At 64.4% G+C, this 17,767-nt stretch carries 17 protein-coding genes and 1 tRNA gene; 4 read left to right on the forward strand and 14 right to left on the reverse strand.

All coding sequences use genetic code 11. The features are described 5' to 3' along the window. Positions 1-136: 136 nt before the first annotated feature. The 7 genes from IVB12_RS14785 to proB form a co-directional block, all read right to left on the reverse strand. Positions 137-1,492 (reverse strand): S41 family peptidase, encoded by a 1,356-nt coding sequence (locus IVB12_RS14785; RefSeq protein ID WP_247281224.1) that lies wholly within the window; start codon positions 1,490-1,492, stop codon positions 137-139. Further along, the gene (locus IVB12_RS14790; protein WP_247300068.1) at positions 1,489-2,811 is read right to left on the reverse strand and encodes a peptidoglycan DD-metalloendopeptidase family protein; all 1,323 of its coding nucleotides are present in this window, start codon (positions 2,809-2,811) and stop codon (positions 1,489-1,491) included. The genes IVB12_RS14785 and IVB12_RS14790 overlap by 4 nt, the downstream gene beginning before the upstream one ends. 32 nt (positions 2,812-2,843) lie before the next feature. Further along, the gene (gene rlmH, locus IVB12_RS14795; RefSeq protein WP_247281223.1) at positions 2,844-3,326 is read right to left on the reverse strand and encodes a 23S rRNA (pseudouridine(1915)-N(3))-methyltransferase RlmH; all 483 of its coding nucleotides are present in this window, start codon (positions 3,324-3,326) and stop codon (positions 2,844-2,846) included. 97 nt (positions 3,327-3,423) lie between these two features. Beyond that, positions 3,424-3,780, reverse strand: coding sequence for a ribosome silencing factor (gene rsfS, locus IVB12_RS14800; RefSeq protein WP_247300032.1), 357 nt, complete (start codon positions 3,778-3,780; stop codon positions 3,424-3,426). 211 nt (positions 3,781-3,991) lie between these two features. After that, positions 3,992-4,636 carry a nicotinate-nucleotide adenylyltransferase gene (locus tag IVB12_RS14805; protein WP_247300034.1) on the reverse strand — a complete coding sequence of 215 codons (645 nt, stop codon included), beginning with the start codon at positions 4,634-4,636 and terminating at the stop codon, positions 3,992-3,994. Positions 4,637-4,652: 16 nt separating this feature from the next. Next, positions 4,653-5,948, reverse strand: coding sequence for a glutamate-5-semialdehyde dehydrogenase (locus IVB12_RS14810; protein WP_247300036.1), 1,296 nt, complete (start codon positions 5,946-5,948; stop codon positions 4,653-4,655). Positions 5,949-6,161: 213 nt separating this feature from the next. Next, positions 6,162-7,283, reverse strand: coding sequence for a glutamate 5-kinase (gene proB / locus IVB12_RS14815; protein WP_247300038.1), 1,122 nt, complete (start codon positions 7,281-7,283; stop codon positions 6,162-6,164). Between the two features lie 200 nt (positions 7,284-7,483). On the opposite strand from proB, the gene IVB12_RS14820 reads away from it, so the two are divergent. After that, positions 7,484-8,449 carry a Bug family tripartite tricarboxylate transporter substrate binding protein gene (locus tag IVB12_RS14820; RefSeq protein WP_247300040.1) on the forward strand — a complete coding sequence of 322 codons (966 nt, stop codon included), beginning with the start codon at positions 7,484-7,486 and terminating at the stop codon, positions 8,447-8,449. 255 nt (positions 8,450-8,704) lie between these two features. Here the strand turns inward: IVB12_RS14820 and IVB12_RS14825 are convergent, their stop codons facing one another. The 3 genes from IVB12_RS14825 to IVB12_RS14835 form a co-directional block, all read right to left on the reverse strand. After that, positions 8,705-10,339: an alkaline phosphatase family protein gene (locus tag IVB12_RS14825; RefSeq protein WP_247300043.1), complete on the reverse strand. Its 1,635-nt coding sequence runs from the start codon at positions 10,337-10,339 to the stop codon at positions 8,705-8,707. 204 nt (positions 10,340-10,543) lie between these two features. Beyond that, on the reverse strand, positions 10,544-11,584 hold the full coding sequence (gene obgE / locus IVB12_RS14830) for a GTPase ObgE (protein WP_247300045.1): 1,041 nt from the start codon (positions 11,582-11,584) through the stop codon (positions 10,544-10,546). A gap of 84 nt (positions 11,585-11,668) precedes the next feature. Continuing rightward, the gene (locus IVB12_RS14835) at positions 11,669-12,151 is read right to left on the reverse strand and encodes a MaoC family dehydratase (RefSeq protein WP_247300046.1); all 483 of its coding nucleotides are present in this window, start codon (positions 12,149-12,151) and stop codon (positions 11,669-11,671) included. 123 nt (positions 12,152-12,274) lie between these two features. On the opposite strand from IVB12_RS14835, the gene IVB12_RS14840 reads away from it, so the two are divergent. Then, complete coding sequence (locus IVB12_RS14840) at positions 12,275-13,189, forward strand: DMT family transporter (protein ID WP_247300048.1); 915 nt, start codon at positions 12,275-12,277, stop codon at positions 13,187-13,189. A 49-nt stretch (positions 13,190-13,238) separates the two neighbouring features. Here IVB12_RS14840 and IVB12_RS14845 read toward each other — a convergent pair whose 3' ends face one another. The 3 genes from IVB12_RS14845 to rplU form a co-directional block, all read right to left on the reverse strand. Further along, entirely contained in the window at positions 13,239-13,832 is a 594-nt protein-coding gene (locus tag IVB12_RS14845) for a GNAT family N-acetyltransferase (protein ID WP_247300049.1), read from the reverse strand. 152 nt (positions 13,833-13,984) lie between these two features. After that, entirely contained in the window at positions 13,985-14,254 is a 270-nt protein-coding gene (rpmA, locus tag IVB12_RS14850; RefSeq protein WP_247300051.1) for a 50S ribosomal protein L27, read from the reverse strand. Between the two features lie 101 nt (positions 14,255-14,355). Further along, the gene (gene rplU, locus IVB12_RS14855; RefSeq protein WP_247279921.1) at positions 14,356-14,742 is read right to left on the reverse strand and encodes a 50S ribosomal protein L21; all 387 of its coding nucleotides are present in this window, start codon (positions 14,740-14,742) and stop codon (positions 14,356-14,358) included. Between the two features lie 333 nt (positions 14,743-15,075). On the opposite strand from rplU, the gene IVB12_RS14860 reads away from it, so the two are divergent. Beyond that, positions 15,076-16,200, forward strand: coding sequence for an ROK family protein (locus tag IVB12_RS14860; RefSeq protein WP_247300052.1), 1,125 nt, complete (start codon positions 15,076-15,078; stop codon positions 16,198-16,200). 270 nt (positions 16,201-16,470) lie between these two features. On the opposite strand, the gene IVB12_RS14865 is transcribed toward IVB12_RS14860, so the two are convergent. Next, positions 16,471-17,334, reverse strand: a complete 864-nt coding sequence (locus IVB12_RS14865; RefSeq protein ID WP_247300054.1) for an alpha/beta hydrolase — start codon at positions 17,332-17,334, stop codon at positions 16,471-16,473. Between the two features lie 234 nt (positions 17,335-17,568). On the opposite strand from IVB12_RS14865, the gene IVB12_RS14870 reads away from it, so the two are divergent. Continuing rightward, positions 17,569-17,658 (forward strand) — tRNA-Ser (locus tag IVB12_RS14870). Positions 17,659-17,767: the final 109 nt, after the last annotated feature.

Genomic DNA, 17,767 nt, shown 5'->3' on the forward strand with positions numbered 1-17,767 from the left:
CCGAATCACTCGCAACGACGATACCACGCCGAGGTCAAGCGGCGGCAGGCCGGGATCGGCCGGGGGCATCGGGAGTTCCAAGCAAAAAGGGCGGCTTTTGCAGCCGCCCTTTGCAAGAAGTTCGTGTGCGCCGATTCTAGTTCGCCGCTTTGGGCTTGTCGGCGGCGGCCTTGTCGCCGCCCGGCGTCGGCGCGGCCGAGGCGCTGTTCTTGATGCCGTGGAGCAAATCGTCGGCAAGCTTGAGCGCCTTGTCGTCCTTGGCGTCCGGCGGGACGTAGGACTGCGAGCCGGTCTTCTCGTCGCCATCGTTCTTGAGGTGGCCGCGCAGCGACGCCTCACCCTTGGTGTCGGTGCGGGACTTCAGCTCGTCCGGCACGTCCTGAAGCACTTCGATGTCGGGCACGATGCCCTTGGCCTGGATCGACTTGCCCGACGGCGTGTAGTAGCGCGCGGTGGTCAGGCGCAGTGCGCCGTTGCCGCTTCCGAGCGGAATGATGGTCTGCACCGAGCCCTTGCCGAACGAGCGTGTGCCGACGATTGTCGCCCGCTTGTGGTCCTGCAGCGCGCCGGCGACGATCTCGGAGGCCGACGCCGAGCCGCCATTGACCAGCACGATGACCGGCTTGCCCTTGGTGAGGTCGCCCGCATGCGCGGTACGGCGCTGGGTCTCCTCAGCATTGCGGCCGCGGGTCGACACGATCTCGCCCTTCTCCAGGAAGGAGTCGGAGACGGTGACCGCTTCCTCCAGCAGGCCGCCCGGATTGTTTCGGAGATCTATAATGTAGCCCTTCAGCTTGTCGCCGATCTGGTTCGAGAGATTGCCGATCTCGCGCTTCAGGCCTTCGGTGGTCTGCTCGTTGAAGGTGGTGATGCGGATATAGGCGATGTCATCGGCTTCGACGCGCGCGCGCACCGAGCGCACGCGGATGTTGTCGCGCACCAAGGTGACGTCGAGCGGATTGTCCTGGCCCTTGCGGATGATCTTGAGCTTGATCTTGGTGTTGACCGGACCGCGCATCTTCTCGACCGCCTGGTTCAGGGTCAGGCCCTGCACCGCCTCGTCGTCGAGATTGGTGATGATGTCGTTGGCCATGATGCCGGCGCGCGAAGCCGGTGTGTCGTCGATCGGCGAGACCACCTTGATCAGGCCGTCTTCCATCGTGACCTCGATGCCGAGGCCGCCGAACTCGCCCCGGGTCTGCACCTGCATGTCACGGAAGCTCTTGGCGTCCATGTAGCTCGAATGCGGATCGAGGCCGGTGAGCATGCCGCTGATCGCGGATTCGATCAGCTTGGTGTCGTCGGGCTTCTCGACATAGTCGGAGCGCACGCGCTCGAAGACGTCGCCGAACAGATTCAGCTGGCGATAGGTGTCCGCGGTGGCGGCTCGCGCGCTGGAGCCCATGAACACGGCGCGCGGCTGGGTCACGAACAGCGTCAGCGCCGCGCCAGTGGCCGCGCTGAGGAGGATTACTGAAGTCTTGCGCATCATCCGCGAACCTTCTCGCCTTCATTTGCGGCCCACCATGGGCCTGGATCGATTGGAGTGCCGTCTTTACGGAACTCGACATACAGCACAGGTTGACTCGCGTTCGTGGCGAGAATGGAGGCGACCTGAGAGGTCGACCCCATGGTCGCGACCGGCTCCCCCGTGAGCACAAACTGTCCGATGTTGACCGAAATGCGCTCCATCCCGGCGATCAGGACATGATACCCGCCCCCGGCATTGAGGATCAAGAGTTGTCCATAGCTGCGGAAGGGGCCGGCATAGACCACCCAGCCGTCACACGGCGTTGTGACCTGAGAGCCCGGCTTGGTGGCCAGTGAAATGCCCTTCTGGACCCCGCCGATCCCGTCGGAACCACCAAAGTCCCTGATCTTGTTACCATTAACCGGAAGAGGCAGGAGCCCCTTGGCCGACGCGAAGGCCATCGCGGGCGTGGTCCGGGACCGGTCCTTGAAAGCGCCCGGGCCGGACTTGGCGCTGGCGGCCGCCTTCGCCTCGGCCTGCCTTGCCGCCTCGGCCGCCTTCTCAGCGGCCTTGGCGGCGCTTTGCAGATCCTGCTCCATCTTGGCGATCAGGCCCTGGAGATCGCCGACCTGCTTTGACAGCATGATCGCGCGCGAATTCTCGGCGTCGAGATCCTTTTCCCGCGCCGCTTGCAGGCGCTGCCGCTCGTCGACCAAAGCAGTGAGCCGGCTCTGGTCGTTGCGGACCCGGTCGCGGTCGAGGGCGAGCTGGTCGCGTTCGGTGGCGATGTTCTTGCGCAGGGCGACGAGCTCGCCGAGGTCGCCGGCGATCTTCTCGGCGCGGCCGCGCAACTCCGGCACGACGGCGCCCAGCAGCATCGCGGTGCGCAGCGACTGCAGCGCATCTTCGGGGCGCACCAGCAGCGCGGGTGGCGTGCGCCTTCCGGCGCGCTGCAAGGCGGCCAGCACTTCGACGATGTCGGCGCGGCGCGAATCGAGCGAGGCGCGCAGCTGTTGCTCGCGGCCGTTCAGGGTCCGCAGCCGGGCTTCGGCTTCGTCGATCTTGGTCTCGACGGTGCGCACATTGGCGGCGGTGTCGATCAGCTGCTGATTGAGTTGAGTGCGGTCCTGGCCGAGCGCGGTGATCTCGGCCTTGAGCTTGGCCTGCGCTTCCTCCGCGCTCTTCTGCCTGGCGCGCGCGGCCTCGAGCTCCTGCTCGCGCTGCTTGATTACATCGGGCGAGACAGCCGCGGTCTGCGGCGGCGTCGCCGTCTGAGCGTGCGCGAGGCTTGTGCCTGCGAGGCCAGTGATCAGCAGTAGGTTGAGAATCGGCGCACGCATCTCGTCGGCAAAGGTGCTCGTTGTGGCGCGCATCACGCGCGGTGATAGGGGTGGCCGGCCAGAATGGTGGCGGCCCTATAAAGCTGTTCCAGAAGCATGACGCGGACCATTTGGTGCGGCCAGGTCGCAGAGCCGAACGCGATCGCGAGCTTGGCCTTACGGCGCAATTCGGGCGAAAGTCCGTCCGCCCCTCCGATCACGAAGATAGTATGTCCGGCGCCTTCGTCCCGCCAGCGCGCCAGATGCCGTGCGAATACGGTGGAGTCCAGATTCTGACCGCGCTCGTCCAGCGCCACCAGGACCGCCTTCTCCGGAATATGGGCCGAGATCGCCGCGGCCTCTTCAGCCATCCGCGTTGCTGCGTCGCGCGCCCGGCTCTCCGCAAGTTCGTAAATCGAGAGGTCGCGAAATCCGAGCTTGCGGCCGGCCTCGGCGAACCGCTCGAAATAACGGTCGGCAAGCTCCCGTTCGGGGCCCTGCTTCAGCCGGCCCACCGCAATGACAGCAACACGCATGGTAGCTTCAGCGTCGTGTTTTCAAGGTCGCGCGCATCAGACGCGCGCACGACGCTAGCATGCGCGTCAGCCGATTCGAAATCGGCTCGTCAGGCCTCTAGATCGCCTTCGCCGCCCCTGGGCCCTGCGTGTACAATCGCTCGAGATTGTAGAACTCGCGGACCTCGGGTCTGAACACGTGCACGATCACGTCGCCGGAATCGATCAGCACCCAGTCGCAATTGGGCAAGCCCTCGACATGGATGTTCTTGATGCCGTTTTCCTTGAGGCTTTTGGTGACGTTTTCCGCGATCGCGCCAACGTGCCGGTTAACCCGGCCGGTGGTAACGATCATGTAGTCGGAGTACGCCGATTTGCCGCGAAGGTCGATGGTGACCGTCTCTTCCGCCTTCATGTCCTCGAGGCGGGAGAGGATCAGGCTCAGCGTCTTGTCGGCGTCGGGTTGCGCCGTCAAGGCAGCTTTGGGCGATGTTTTACGCGTAGGCTTAGCAACCTTGGGTAAAACAGACTTGGACAATACAGATGTGGCCAGGGACCATTCCTTTCACTGTATCGCGAACGCCGAATCCGGCGCTCACCGGTTACACTACATCATGTGGGGTTAAGGGTTTCAATATGCCAGAGAGCCCCAAATCCACACACTCCGTCTCACTTCGTACCTATTCTCACTTCGTACCTTTCCAGCTCCCGTCCGGGTTCCGCAGGCCCGTCGACGAGAGATTCAGCTTCAATCCGGTCAGGAACACCCAGGCCGGCGCCGGCCGATCCGCAAGCAGTGCCGCCTTATTCTCGGGCAAGCGGTAGCGCGCCAGTGCCTTGGCGGCAGGAGAGGCGAGGGCACGAAAACTTTGCGGCGGGCGATCGATGACCGCAATCGGCACCTGGGCGGCGATCCGCCGCCAGTCCTGCCAACGGTGGAATTGAGCGAGGTTGTCGGCGCCCATGATCCAGACAAAGCGCAAGCCGGGCAAACGGCGGCGCAAGATGTTGATCGTGTCGATAGTGTAACGCGTGCGAATGACGGATTCGAGACAGCTCACCTCGATCCTGGGATCGGCCGCGACGTCACGCGCCGCCTGCATGCGCGCGCCGATCTCATGCAGCGTGCCGTTCTCCTTGAGCGGATTGCCTGGCGTCACCAGCCACCAGACGCGATCGAGCTGTAATCGCTTGAGCGCGAATTGGCTGATGGCGCGATGGGCCTGGTGCGGCGGATTGAACGAGCCGCCGAGCAGGCCGACGCGCATGCCCTGGGTGTAGGGCGGGATCGCTTGCGCCACAAAACGCGGCACGACGAAATTGTTGCTCAATGCCCGCCCCGAGCGGCTACGGCCGCGTCTGCCCGGTGCCAAGGACCCGGTATTTGAAGCTCGTCAGCTGCTCGGCGCCAACAGGTCCGCGGGCATGGAAGCGGCCGGTGGCGATGCCGATCTCCGCGCCGAAGCCGAACTCGCCGCCATCGGCAAACTGCGTCGAAGCGTTGTGCAGCACGATCGCGGAATCGACCTCGCTCAGGAACTTCTTGGCGGCGACCTCGTCTGCGCTCACGATCGCGTCGGTGTGATGCGAGCCGTGGTTCCGGATGTGCGCAATCGCGCCGTCGACGCCGTCGACCACTTTCGCTGCGATGATCGCGTCGAGATATTCAGTATCCCAATCGTCTTCGCTGGCAGGCTTTACGCGTGCGTCGGTCTTCTGCACGGCATCGTCGCCGCGCACTTCGCAGCCGGCGTCCAGCAGCATCTCGACCAGCGGCTTCAGGCTCCTTGCGGCTCCCGCACGATCGACCAGCAGCGTCTCGGCGGCGCCGCAGACACCGGTGCGGCGCATTTTGGCGTTGAGCACGATCGATTTTGCCATGGCGAGGTCGGCGCTGGCATCGATGTAGACGTGATTGACCCCTTCGAGATGCGCGAACACCGGCACCCGCGCTTCCTGCTCGACGCGCGCGACGAGGCTCTTGCCGCCGCGCGGCACGATCACGTCGATCGCGCCGCTCAATCCTGACAGCATCATGCCGACCGCCGCGCGGTCGCGCGTCGGCACCAGCGTGATCGCGGCTTCGGGCAGGCCGGCTTCGCGCAGGCCTTGCACGAGGCATTCATGGATGGCGCGGCAGGAGCGGAAACTGTCGGAGCCGCCGCGCAGGATCACGGCATTGCCGGACTTCAGGCACAGCACGCCGGCATCGGCCGCAACATTCGGCCGGCTCTCGAAGATCACGCCGACGACGCCGAGCGGCACGCGCACGCGCTCGATGGTCAGGCCGTTCGGCCGCTGCCAGCTCTCGGTGACGACACCGATCGGATCGGCAATGCCGCGCACGGTGCTGATGCCCTCGGCCATTCCTTCGACGCGCGCCGGCGTCAGCGTCAGGCGGTCGATGAAGGAGGAGGTCGCGTTGCCGGAGGCGCGGGCTTCAGCGACGTCCTCGGCGTTGGCGGCGAGGATCGCCGCAGCGTTGCCGCGGATCGCCCGCTCAATGGCTTCCAGCGCCCGGTTCTTCTGCTCCGGCGGCGCCAGCGCGAGCACGCGCGCGGCAGCGCGGGCACGGGTACCGAGATCGGACATCAGCGCCTGGAGATCGGCATTGCCGTCAACGGCTTTGAGGGGGGCGGCCATGGGAGTCAACCTTCTGCTAAGGCGGTGTCCTAGCACGGAAATCCTGCGTCTGCGAAGGGCGGGGACGGTATGGCTGGTCTCCCGGCGAAATGGTGCAACAAGGCCATTGGGCCCAACCGCGATGTCATGGCCGGGCTTGACCCGGCCATCCACGCCTCTTGCGGCTCGAAGAAGGTGAATGCCCGGGACAAGCCTGGGCCTGACGGCAAAGGCCTACCCGCCCACCACCAGGTCGTCGCGGTGGATCATCTCCGACCGCCCGCTGATGCCGAGGATCGCCATCACGTCCGGGGAGGAGCGGCCCTTGATCCGCTCGGCGACATCGGCGTCATAGGCGATCAGGCCGCGGCCGACCTCGCTGGCGTCGGGACCGCGCACGATCACGGCGTCGCCGCGGGCGAACTGGCCCTCGACCCTGATCACGCCGGCCGGCAGCAGGCTGGCGCCGGCGCGCAGCGCCGTCACCGCGCCGGCATCGATGGTCAGCGTGCCCTTCGGCTCCAGCGTGCCCGCGATCCAGCGCTTGCGCGAGGTGATGGGATTGGCCGGCGTCAGGAACCAGGTGCAGCGGCCGCCATCGGCGATGGCCTGGAGGGGGTGCTCGATCTTGCCGGAGGCGATCAGCATGTGCGTCCCGCCCGTGGTGGCGATCTTGGCCGCCTCGACCTTGGTGCGCATGCCGCCGCGCGATAGCTCGGACTCGGCGTCCCCGGCCACCGCCTCGATCTCTGAGGAGATGCTCTCGACCACCGGAATGAGTGTTGCGTTCGGATTGTTCTTGGGCGGAGCGTCGTAGAGGCCATCAATGTCGGACAGCAGCACCAGCAGGTCGGCGCTCGCCATGGTGGCGACGCGCGCGGCAAGGCGGTCATTGTCGCCGTAGCGGATCTCGTTGGTGGCCACCGTGTCATTCTCGTTGATCACGGGAATGGCGCGCCATTCCAGCAGCTTGCCGATGGTGGAGCGCGCATTGAGATAGCGGCGGCGCTCCTCGGTGTCCTGAAGCGTCACCAGGATCTGGCCGGCTTCGATGCCGTGCGCCCCGAGCACTTCCGACCAGATTCGCGCCAGCGCGATCTGGCCGACGGCGGCGGCGGCCTGGCTCTCCTCGAGCTTCAGCGGGCCGCGCGGCAATTTGAGGCGGCTGCGACCGAGCGCGATCGAACCGGAGGAGACCACCAGCACATCGCGGCCCTCGCGGTGCAGCTTGGCCATGTCGTCCGCCAGCGCCGCGAGCCAGGACGCACGCACCTCACCCCTGTCGGAATCGACCAGCAGCGCGGAGCCGACCTTGACGACGATCCGGCGGAATTGACTGAGTTCGGGGCTGGCCATGTGGGTAGATGTGTTGGCGCTGGATGCAAATTGTTCGGAAAATGGCGGAGCGACAGGCGGAGCCGATGAGCTCTGCTTTTGCAGCAGGACGGTGACGGGCGCAAGGCAGCCGCCATGGTAAACGGCGAATGTCGGCCTTGTGCCGGGCGTCCGCCCGGCTCTAATTGCGGCTCAACGATAAAGGGCCGAAGAGGAAACGAATGGATCGCCGCAAATTCATGGCCGGATGTCTCGGGCTGCCGCTGCTGGCGCAGGCGGGTGGGGCGCAAGCGCAGGTCGGGCTCACAAAGATCATCTTCCCGTTCGCAGCGGGAGCAGGCGGCGACACGCTGTGCCGGCTGATCGCGCTGGAGATGGCGCCGGTGCTGCAACGGACCATCGTGGTCGAGAACCGCACCGGCGGCGACGGGCTGATCGGCATCAAGGCGGTCAAAGGCGGCAGTCCCGACGGCAGCATGGTGCTGGTGACGACGGGGCCGACCATGTATCTGCTGCCGATGGTGGAGACGACGCCGAGCTTCGACACGGCGAAGGACTTCTTGCCGGTGTCGCTCTTGGCGCGGTTCGAATTTGCGCTGGTGATCAACCCGGCGGTCGAGGCCACTGATTTCAAGAGCTTTGTGACGTGGCTGAAGGCGCATCCGGACAAGACCTCGTTCGGTGTGCCGAGCAATGGCACCATCCCGCATTTCATGGGCTCCAAGCTCGAGAAGGATCTCGGCATTCCCCTGACCCGCGTGCCCTATCGCGGCAGCGCACCCATCCTCAACGACATCGTCGGCGGCCACATCTCGTTCGGCATCACCACGTTGGCCGATGCTCTGCCCCAACATCGTGCCAAGGGCGTGAAGATCATCGCGGTCGCGAGCGCGGAACGATCGCCGTTTGCACCAGACGTTCCGACGCTGAGGGAGAGCGGCATCGATCTTGTCGCCGACGCCTGGTACGGCATGTGGCTTCCGGCGGGCAGCTCGCCGGAGTTCGCGAGCAAGCTCGGTGCCGCCGCGCGCGCTGCGCTCGCCAAGCCCGAGGTGAAGGAGAAGCTGACGGCGATCGGGCTCATTCCGGTCGGGTCGACACCGGAAGGCTTGACGAAAGAGCTCGCAGCAAACATCGCGCTATGGCAACCGATCGTGAAGGCGACGGGATACCGGATCGAGAATTGATCGGGAGGCGCGCCCCACACTCCACCGTCATGGCCGGGCTTGACCCGGCCATCCACGTGCATCCGCAAATGACGTGAGACGTGGATGCCCGGGTCAAGCCCGGGCATGACGCGTTGAGAAAGCGTCGCGCGTCCTCTTTCTCCTCATCCTGAGGAGCGCGCTCTTGCGCGCGTCTCGACGGATGAAAGGCTCGGCCGGCGCAGCGGGGCCTGCATGGTTCGAGACGGCGCTTCGCGCCTCCTCACCATGAGGGGCTTAGAGCTTCCCTCGCTGCGCGATGCCGTCCTTGATCGTCGCCAGTTCGGCTTCGTCCCAGACGCCGATCAGAATGCCGCCCTTTACCTGGAGCTGGTTGTCCGCATAGGCCGCGATCTTCTCGCGCGGCGTCGTAATGTGGTCGTTCGGATGCAGCGCCCAGTCGAACAACTCGGCCTGCAACCGCGCGATGATGCCGGCGCACTCGGGGTCGTCGCCGCGGTCCACAAATTCGGCCGGATCGGTTTCGAGGTCATACAGCATGGGGCGGAAGCCGGAGGCGTGGATATATTTCCAGCGGCCGTCAAACACCATGAACAGGCGGCAGCGCTCGATCGGCTGGTTCAACTTCAGCCGCACATCCTGCATGGCGTAGTCATATTCGGAGAACGCCACCTTGCGCCAATCTGATGGCGTGCGGCCGCGCAGCAGCGGCAGCAGCGAACGCCCTTCGAGAATGTGTCCCGGCACCTTGCCACCGAAATAATCGACGAAAGTCGGCGCGAGGTCGATGGCCTCGACCAGCGCGTCGCTGCGTGTGCCGCGCGTGGCGTCGGCCTCTTGCGACGGATCGATCACGATCAGCGGAATCTTCGCTGATTGCTCGTGGAACAGGTCCTTCTCGCCCATCCAGTGATCACCGAGATAATCGCCGTGATCGGAGGTGAACACGATCATGGTTGTCTCCAACAGGCCGCGCGCCTCCAGGAATTTCATCAGCACGCCCATCTGGTCGTCGATCTGGGTGATCAGGCCCATATAGGTCGGGATCACTTTCTCGCGGGCATCGTCGCGTGCCATGTTGCGGGAGTAGCGCATGTCCATGTAGGCGCCGAACACCGGATGCGGATTCTGGCGCTCGCGCTCGGAGCGGATCACCGGAATCATGTCTGACGTCGAATACATGCTGGCGTAGGGCTCTGGCGCGATATAGGGCCAGTGCGGCTTGATGTAGGACAGATGCAGGCACCACGGCCTGCCATCGGTCTCGGCCTCGGTGATGAAGTCCATCGCACGCCGCGTCATGTAGGGCGTCTCGGAGTGCGCGTCCGGCACGCGCGCGGCCTTGTCGGCATGCACCAGCAGCCAGCCGTTCTGCAACGAGCCGTCGTCGGCCGCGCCGGAATTGGCCCAATGCTCCCAGGGATTGGTAGCCTCAAAGCCCTGCTGGCGCAGATATTCATCGTATTTCGGGCGCGGTCGACCGGTCGGGTGCAGGCCGTCATCACGCTCGTAAGGTTCAAAGCCGCATTCGGCGACATGCACGCCGATGACCGATTCCGGCGGGATGCCGAGCGCCTTCATGCCTTCCAGATCGGGCGCCATGTGGGTCTTGCCAACCAGCACGTTGCGCACGCCGATCTTGTTGAGGTGATCGCCGAGCGTGGGCTCGCCGACGCGCAAGGGCCAGCCGTTCCAGTGCGAGCCGTGCGAGCGCATGTAGCGTCCGGTGTAGAACGACATCCGCGACGGACCGCAGATCGGCGACTGCACATAGGCCTTGGTGAAGAGCACGCCGCGCTGGGCCATGGCATCGATATTCGGCGTTTTCAGCGTAGGATGGCCGGTGCAGCCGAGATAGTCATAGCGAAGCTGGTCGCACATGATCCAGAGAACGTTCTTCGCGCGCGCCATGCGTCTCGCTCCTGACTTCGTTTGCTGGATATTGCGCTATCGATGGCGCGAAGAAAACCTCTCCCGAACGGAGATGTCGGCATAGGCTGCCTGTGGCGGCCGTCCTCAAGAGAGCTTCGGCTACGCGCCGGGTGAGGAGGGGTCCGCTCTCTTGTCGGACGTTGGCCCGCTGCGCAGAGGTGTGGAGGGAGCGCGTCGCTCTCCTCAAGCCGACCACGGCTCCGCTTCGGCGGCGCTCTTGGCCTTGGCGGAGACCGGGTTCTCGCCGATCACGTCGGCCAGCGCGCGCAGCGCTTCCTTGACGCCCTGGCCGGTCACGGCGGACAGCAGCAGCGGCGTCTTCCTGGCGGCGCGCTTCAAGCGGTCCTTCTGCTTTTTCAATTCGTCCGGCTCGACCGCATCGATCTTGTTGAGCGCGACGATCTCGATCTTGTCCGTGAGCTGGCCGCCATAGGCATCGAGCTCGGTCCGCACCGTCTTGTAGGCCTTGCCGGCATGTTCGCAGGTTGCGTCGACAAGATGCAGCAGCACGCGGCAGCGTTCGACATGGCCGAGGAAGCGGTCGCCGAGACCGGCGCCTTCATGCGCGCCTTCGATCAGACCCGGAATGTCGGCCAGCACGAATTCGCGGCCGTCGGCATTCACGACACCGAGCTGCGGATGCAGCGTGGTGAAGGGATAGTCGGCGATCTTCGGCTTTGCTGCGCTGACCTTGCTGAGGAAGGTCGACTTGCCGGCATTGGGCAGGCCGACGAGTCCGGCATCCGCGATCAGTTTCAGCCGCAGCCAGATCCAGCGCTCCTCGCCCGGCTGGCCGGGATTGGCGTTGCGTGGCGCGCGGTTGGTCGAGGTCTTGAAATGCGCGTTGCCGAAGCCGCCATTGCCGCCCTCGGCTAGGACGAATCTTTCGCCGACCTTGGTGAAGTCGTGGATCAGCGTCTCGCGGTCTTCGTCGAAGATCTGCGTGCCCATCGGCACTTTCAGCACGATGTTCTTGCCGTTGGCGCCATGGCGGTCCGAGCCCGAGCCATTCTCACCCTTCTGGGCTTTAAAATGCTGCTGATAGCGGTAATCGATCAGCGTGTTGAGGCCATCGGCGACCTCGATAATGACATTGCCGCCGCGGCCGCCATTGCCTCCGGAGGGGCCGCCGAATTCGATGAACTTCTCGCGGCGGAACGCCACGCAGCCGTTCCCGCCGTCACCGGAGCGGATATAGACCTTTGCTTCGTCGAGGAATTTCATGGGCCATAGGTAGGCCAGCCGATCCCGCGCGGCAACCCGAACTTCTCCGTGAATCGGCCGAATTTCGGCGATTTTGCCCCGTGCTTAACCCGCTGGTCGCCGCCGGATCAGGAATTTCTGCGTGCCCTCCAGCACCAGCTCCTTGCGCTGGTTGAACACGGTGCTTCTGAGCGTCACGGCGCCGGTCGTGCGCCCCGGCACCAGCTCGGTGACTTCAAGCGCGGGATAGATGGTGTCGTCGGCGAACACGGGCTTGAGGAACCGGCTTGATTGCTCGAGGAAGCCGACGAGGGACTCCTCGACCATGAACGGAAACAGGCCGGCCCCGGGCGCGGTGTGGATCAAGGTCTGGAAGCCGTGGGCGAGCAGATGCGGCATGCCGCGGCTGCGGCAATATTCCACGTCGTAGTGCACCGGATGAGTGTCGCCGCTCGCGGTCTGGAACGCTGCGAACACGGCGGACGTCTGGGTGCGGCTGGGCAGCACGAAGCGTTCGCCGACGACGAAATCTTCAAACCAGCGTTGTGTGGGGATCATGCGGTGCTGGGAGGGATCGAAGTCGGTCATGCGCTGCACCATTCGGAACGGACTCGGTGCATGATGCGTATCGCGCTCCGCGCAGTGCGACAATGCGTTCAATTCACCAGAGGTGGACTTGTCCGGCGCGCCCACGCGATTAAAACGACGCATATGCCCTTCTTCAAGTCTCTCTCCGCCTATGACGACCGCTCGGCACGGCTCGCCGGCATCGCCTTGATGGTGCTGTCGATCTTCCTGTTCTCGTTCGGCGACGCCATGGGCAAGTTCCTGGTCGGCACCTATTCGGTGGGGCAGCTTTTGTTCCTGCGCGCCTGCGCGGCGCTGCTCTTGCTGTCGCCGCTGATCTGGCGGCAGCGTCGCCAATTCTTGGAGCTGGAGCGGCCGCGGTTGCAGCTGTTTCGCGTCGTGCTGTCGACGCTGGAGGTGGCCGCCTTCTTCCTCGCGACCGTCTATCTGCCGCTCGCCGACGTCATCACTTATTATCTGGCCGGCCCCATCTTCGTCACCGCGATGTCGGCGGTCTTTCTGGGCGAGCGGGTCGGCTGGCGGCGCTGGACCGCGATCCTGATCGGTTTCTGCGGCGTCTTGATCGCGCTGCGGCCATCCGCGCAGACCGTCAGCCTGCCGGCGCTGATCGCGCTCGGCGGCAGCCTGTCGTTTGCGACGCTGATGCTGATCACGCGCAGCCTGCGCAAGACGCCTGACATCGTGATGGCGTCCTCGCAATTCATCGGCACGTTTTCGCTGGGGGCCGTGCTCTCTGCATTTCACTGGGTGCCGCCGACATCGGGGAGCCTCGTGATCTTCGCATTGGCGGGATGCGTCTCGGTCACCGCGCTGTTCTGCGTCAACCGCTCGCTCAAGCTCGCGCCGGCCAGCGTCGTGGTGCCCTACCAATATTCGATGATCGTCTGGGCTGTGATCTTCGGCTTCGTCGTGTTCGGCGACGTGCCTGAGGTCGCGACACTCCTCGGCGCAGCCATCATCATCGGCGCCGGGTTCTATATCTACTTGCGAGAGCGCGATCTCGGGCGTGAAAGCGCAGAAGTGAATCCGCCGGCGTGATCCCCACCCTCCTCCTCAAGCGCCCTCAAGGGGGAGGGTGATTCGCGCACTACCTCATCCGCCTTGCGCTGCTCCAGCTCTTCAGCGACGCCCACACGCCGCGCGACAGGCGGAAGCAATCGACGGGCGTGGACGATCCCAGCGCCAGGAAGCGGTGCAGCTGGACGCCGCTCCACTGGAAGCCACACTTCTCCAGTACCTTGCGCGAGGCCGGGTTGGTGACGCGCGCGCCGGCATAGAGCTGGTCGTCCTCGAACTCCTCGAAGAAGAAGTCGATCGCGCCGCGCGCGGCCTCGGTCGCAAAGCCCTGGCCCCAATGCTCGACGCCGAGCCAGTAGCCGAGCTCGGCATTGTCGGGTGTGGAGCAGTCGATGCCGACCATGCCGATCGGCCCAGAATCGTGCTCGATCAGGAATACGGTCTCGCTGCCGAGCGCGGCGGTGGCGCGGATGAATTCGACAGCGTCATCCTGCGAATAGGGATGCGGGAGGCGGCGGGTGTTTTCTGCGATGCGGCGGTCGTTGGCGAGCCGCGCGATGGTCCTGACGTCGGCCAGTGTCGGCCGCCGCAAGGTCAGCCGCTCGGTGGCGACGACGGTCGGTCTCGCCTCCTGCAAGGTCACGCTCGAGAAATCCTGCAACATGTCCGGCTCCTGGAAAGTCACTAATTCCAAAGTGAGTAAGTCAAAGAAAAGGGGAGGCCGGTTTCCCGCCTCCCCTGGAGCCTTCGATCACTTGATCTTTAGGACTCCGCCGGTTTGGTCAGGACCCGGCGGACTCCAATTTGGTCCACCGTCTATTCAGCCGCCTCAGCGATCGGGAGCACCGATACGAAGGTGCGGCCGTTGGCTTTGGCCTGGAACGCAACACGACCTTCGACCTTGGCGAACAAAGTGTGGTCCGTGCCCATGCCGACATTAAGGCCGGGGTGCCAGGTGGTGCCGCGCTGACGCGCAATGATGTTGCCAGGGGTGACGAACTCCCCGCCGAACGCCTTGATGCCGAGGCGCTTGCCCTTCGAATCGCGTCCGTTACGCGATGAACCGCCTGCTTTTTTGTGAGCCATGGCTCGTCTCCGAAATCCTACGTATGTCTAGATCAATTCCTTGACGGAATCATTTCACGATTTCTCACGCATCAATTCGTGAATTGGCGTGATCAAATCTTTTATTCGGCGGCTTCCTGTGCGGACTCCTTGGCCACCTTCTCCTTCTTCGGACGCGGGCCCTTGGTGGGCTTGGCGCCGTCCGTCAGGATCTCGCTGACGCGCAGCACCGTGATCTCGTCGCGGTAGCCGCGCTTGCGGCGCGAGTTCTTGCGGCGGCGCTTCTTGAACGCGATGACCTTTGGTCCGCGCTTGTGGTCGAGCACCTCGACCGCAACGGACGCGCCTGCGACCGTCGGGACGCCCAGGACCGGCGTGTCGCCGCCGACCACCAGAACGTCATTCAGCTGCACGATCGAGCCGACTTCGCCTTCGATCTTGCCTACTTCGAGAACATCATCCGGCACGACGCGGTATTGCTTGCCGCCGGTTTTGATGACTGCGAACATCGTTTTTTCCTTCGTGTTCAATCCCGGCCTCGCGACGAGACGCGTCGGGGCCGGCTTTTTGTCAGTCGCTACGGGTTTATGCGAGTTTTGTGCGGGTGGGACTTATCCCCTTGAAAACCCACGCAAAAACAAGCGGCGCGAGAAACGCCCCGCGCCGGTTGTGGGACTTATAGCCGCCGGACGCCACAAGTCAAGGAAAACCGCCGAAAACGGCCAGAATTGAAGGATTTTGGGCCCATTGCGGTGCGTGGGCTGAATCTGCGTCCGGCTTGCAACCAACGAGTTCCCTCCCCGTTGTGTCCTCGCAAATCGGACACGCGGGCAAGGGCTATCATGGCAACAGACGAGCTGGTCAAGACGACGGGTATCGCCCAGCATGGGGCGAGCCGCCTGCCGTCGGTCGACGTCGACAGCTTCAACATCGAGATCAAGGACGACGAGGGCTTTCTGGGCGATCGCGCCAGCAAGGGCGCGTTTCGCGAGATCCTCGAAGAATGGCGCAAACCGCTTCGCAAGAGCGGCGAGGATCCCTTCGGCGACGAGCCGTCCGACAAGATCAGCAAGAAGGCCCTCGATGCCGTTCTGGTCGGCGACGATACCGAGGCCACGGCCGTCGTGCACAGCGCGATCGAGGATTTCGCGCAGGAGCTCGCCTACGTGACGCGGCGGTTCCTCAAGACCAAGGCCTGGGCCAAGACCGAGTGCATCGTGGTCGGCGGCGGCTTTCGTGCGAGCCGACTCGGCGAAATCGCCATTGCCCGGGCCGAGATCATCCTCAAGTCGGAAGGCTTCAAGGTCGATCTGGTGCCGATCCGCTTCGATCCTGATGATGCCGGGTTGATTGGAGCCCTGCACCTTGCCCCGTCCTGGATTTTCGAGGCCTATGACAGCATCCTCGCGGTCGATATCGGCGGCACCAACATCCGCTGCGGCATCGTTGAGACGCGCTGGAAGAAGGCGCCCGATCTGTCCAAGGCCGTCGTCTTCAAATCCGATCTGTGGCGCCATGCCGATGATGAGCCGAGCCGCGAGGCCGCGGTGAAGCGGCTCGTCAAGATGCTCGAAGGCCTCATCGAGGATGCCGAAGCCGAAGGCTTCAAGCTCGCGCCGTTCATCGGCATCGCCTGTCCCGGCGTGATCAACGCGGACGGCTCCATCGAGAAGGGCGCGCAGAACCTCCCGGGCAATTGGGAGAGCAGCAAGTTCAACCTGCCGGCGAGCCTCACCGAAGCCATCCCGCAGATCGGCGAGCACGACACCGCGATCCTGATGCACAATGACGGCGTGGTTCAGGGCCTTTCGGAAGTACCGTTCATGCAGGACGTCGACCGCTGGGGCGTCCTCACCATCGGCACCGGGCTCGGCAATGCGCGCTTCACCAACCGCCGCAAGGACAACGGTAATGGCAAAGACCGGGATTCCACGGAGAACGGGAAGAAAAAGGGCAAGGACAACTAGCTAGCGTTTTCGAGCGAAGTGGACACCGGTTCGCGTCAAGAAAACGCGTCCAACAAGGATCTGGAGCTCGCTTTCGGGCTCCGGGGTAACCTTGACTGGCAAGGTTAAGGGGCGGATTGCATTGCGCCATGCCGGCTGCGCGCTACCGTCGAACCGTCGCTTCACTCGGCCGGCGAAGCCGCCCTTCCTGGCCAGTATTTCAATGAGCGGCATCGGGACCGCCAGTGTTTACCGCGTCTGGCGGTCCCACCCCGTTTTTGGACCCGGGCCTCAATTCCAGCCGATGCGCTGAAAGAACGCCGCGATCTCCGCGGCCGCGCGATCCGGATCTTCCCGATGCGGGAAGTGCCCGACGTCCGGAAACATCGCCAGATCGAGCTCGCTGAAGGTTTCCCTGAGCCGATCGGTCCAGGCATAGGGAAACAGCGGGTCGTGCTCGGCCCAGCGCACGCAGGTCGGCACATTGATCGGCGGCAGGCGTGGCGCCTCACCCTTCATCATCGCGATGCGCCCGGCATGCGAGGCGCGATAATGCGCAAAGCCGCCGGCGAGATTGCCGTCTTTGAGGAAGTTGTCGGCGAAGGCGTCGAGCACGTCGTCGAAAGCATTCTTCCGGTGCGCCCAGCCTTCCAGGAAATGGCTGATATAGAGCCAGCAGGTCTCGCGGCTGGCGCCGACGAGGCTGGGTGCTATCTCCATCTGGTGAAAGGACTGGTACCAGATGTGGTTGAGCCGGTCGGGCGCCGCCATGCGCGGCCCGATGCCGGGATAGACAAAATCGAAGAAGAGCAGCCCGGCAAGCCGCGTCGGTGCCTGCCGGGCCAGGGGCTGCATCACGGCGCCACCGACGTCATGACCCGCGACGCCGAATCGCTCGATGCCGAGTCGGTCCATCAGCGCCAGCATGTCCGCCGCATGGCCATCCGGCCCGTAAGGGCCGTCAGGCTTGTCGCTGTCACCGAAGCCGCGCAAATCGGGCGCGATCAGCGTGAAGCGGTCCGAAAGCCGCATCATCACCGGCTCCCAGGTCAGCCAGAATTCCGGCCAACCATGCAGCAAAAGCAGCGGTTGGCCCCGCCCGGTGCGGACCAGGTGGAAATTGGCGCCATTGGCGGGGACGGTCAGATGCTCCACGGCGGTTCCTTTCGGAATGCAGCGGCGTTTTCGAGCGAAGTGGACGCCGGTTCGCGTCAAGAAAACGCGTCAAAACAAGAATCTAGAGCTCCGTTCGATTCCCCGGAGCGGAGCTCGAGGTCAAGGGATGAAACAGGCGGCGGATTTTCGCCTTTCGCGCCTTGTCTGGCCGGCCATCCTCGCCTATTACACGCCCCGACCACAGGGGGTTCCTACCTCTTATCGGCACCTTCAGGAGAGGTGGCAGAGTGGTTGAATGCACCGCACTCGAAATGCGGCATAGGTGCAAGCCTATCGGGGGTTCGAATCCCTCCCTCTCCGCCATTTCAGCGACTGTCCGGCCCGGACACATGGGTAACAGGTCGTACCTGAGACATGGGTGACAACCTCGTGCCGTTCGGGTGTCGAGGGTTGCAGGGTCAGTCCACGCCTT

The sequence above is a fragment of the Bradyrhizobium sp. 179 genome, from assembly GCF_023073535.1.
Taxonomy (GTDB): domain Bacteria; phylum Pseudomonadota; class Alphaproteobacteria; order Rhizobiales; family Xanthobacteraceae; genus Bradyrhizobium.

What these genes read in the sequence shown, in the direction of transcription:
- IVB12_RS14820 (WP_247300040.1), top strand. Translation starts at nt 7,484, where the DNA reads ATGGATCGCCGCAAATTCATGGCCGGATGTCTCGGGCTGCCGCTGCTG.
- obgE (WP_247300045.1), bottom strand. Translation starts at nt 11,584, where the DNA reads ATGAAATTCCTCGACGAAGCAAAGGTCTATATCCGCTCCGGTGACGGC.
- IVB12_RS14790 (WP_247300068.1), bottom strand. Translation starts at nt 2,811, where the DNA reads ATGCGTGCGCCGATTCTCAACCTACTGCTGATCACTGGCCTCGCAGGC.
- IVB12_RS14825 (WP_247300043.1), bottom strand. Translation starts at nt 10,339, where the DNA reads ATGGCGCGCGCGAAGAACGTTCTCTGGATCATGTGCGACCAGCTTCGC.
- IVB12_RS14860 (WP_247300052.1), top strand. Translation starts at nt 15,076, where the DNA reads ATGGCAACAGACGAGCTGGTCAAGACGACGGGTATCGCCCAGCATGGG.
- proB (WP_247300038.1), bottom strand. Translation starts at nt 7,283, where the DNA reads ATGGCCAGCCCCGAACTCAGTCAATTCCGCCGGATCGTCGTCAAGGTC.
- rlmH (WP_247281223.1), bottom strand. Translation starts at nt 3,326, where the DNA reads ATGCGTGTTGCTGTCATTGCGGTGGGCCGGCTGAAGCAGGGCCCCGAA.
- IVB12_RS14810 (WP_247300036.1), bottom strand. Translation starts at nt 5,948, where the DNA reads ATGGCCGCCCCCCTCAAAGCCGTTGACGGCAATGCCGATCTCCAGGCG.
- rplU (WP_247279921.1), bottom strand. Translation starts at nt 14,742, where the DNA reads ATGTTCGCAGTCATCAAAACCGGCGGCAAGCAATACCGCGTCGTGCCG.
- IVB12_RS14835 (WP_247300046.1), bottom strand. Translation starts at nt 12,151, where the DNA reads ATGACCGACTTCGATCCCTCCCAGCACCGCATGATCCCCACACAACGC.
- rpmA (WP_247300051.1), bottom strand. Translation starts at nt 14,254, where the DNA reads ATGGCTCACAAAAAAGCAGGCGGTTCATCGCGTAACGGACGCGATTCG.
- IVB12_RS14785 (WP_247281224.1), bottom strand. Translation starts at nt 1,492, where the DNA reads ATGATGCGCAAGACTTCAGTAATCCTCCTCAGCGCGGCCACTGGCGCG.
- IVB12_RS14845 (WP_247300049.1), bottom strand. Translation starts at nt 13,832, where the DNA reads ATGTTGCAGGATTTCTCGAGCGTGACCTTGCAGGAGGCGAGACCGACC.
- IVB12_RS14840 (WP_247300048.1), top strand. Translation starts at nt 12,275, where the DNA reads ATGCCCTTCTTCAAGTCTCTCTCCGCCTATGACGACCGCTCGGCACGG.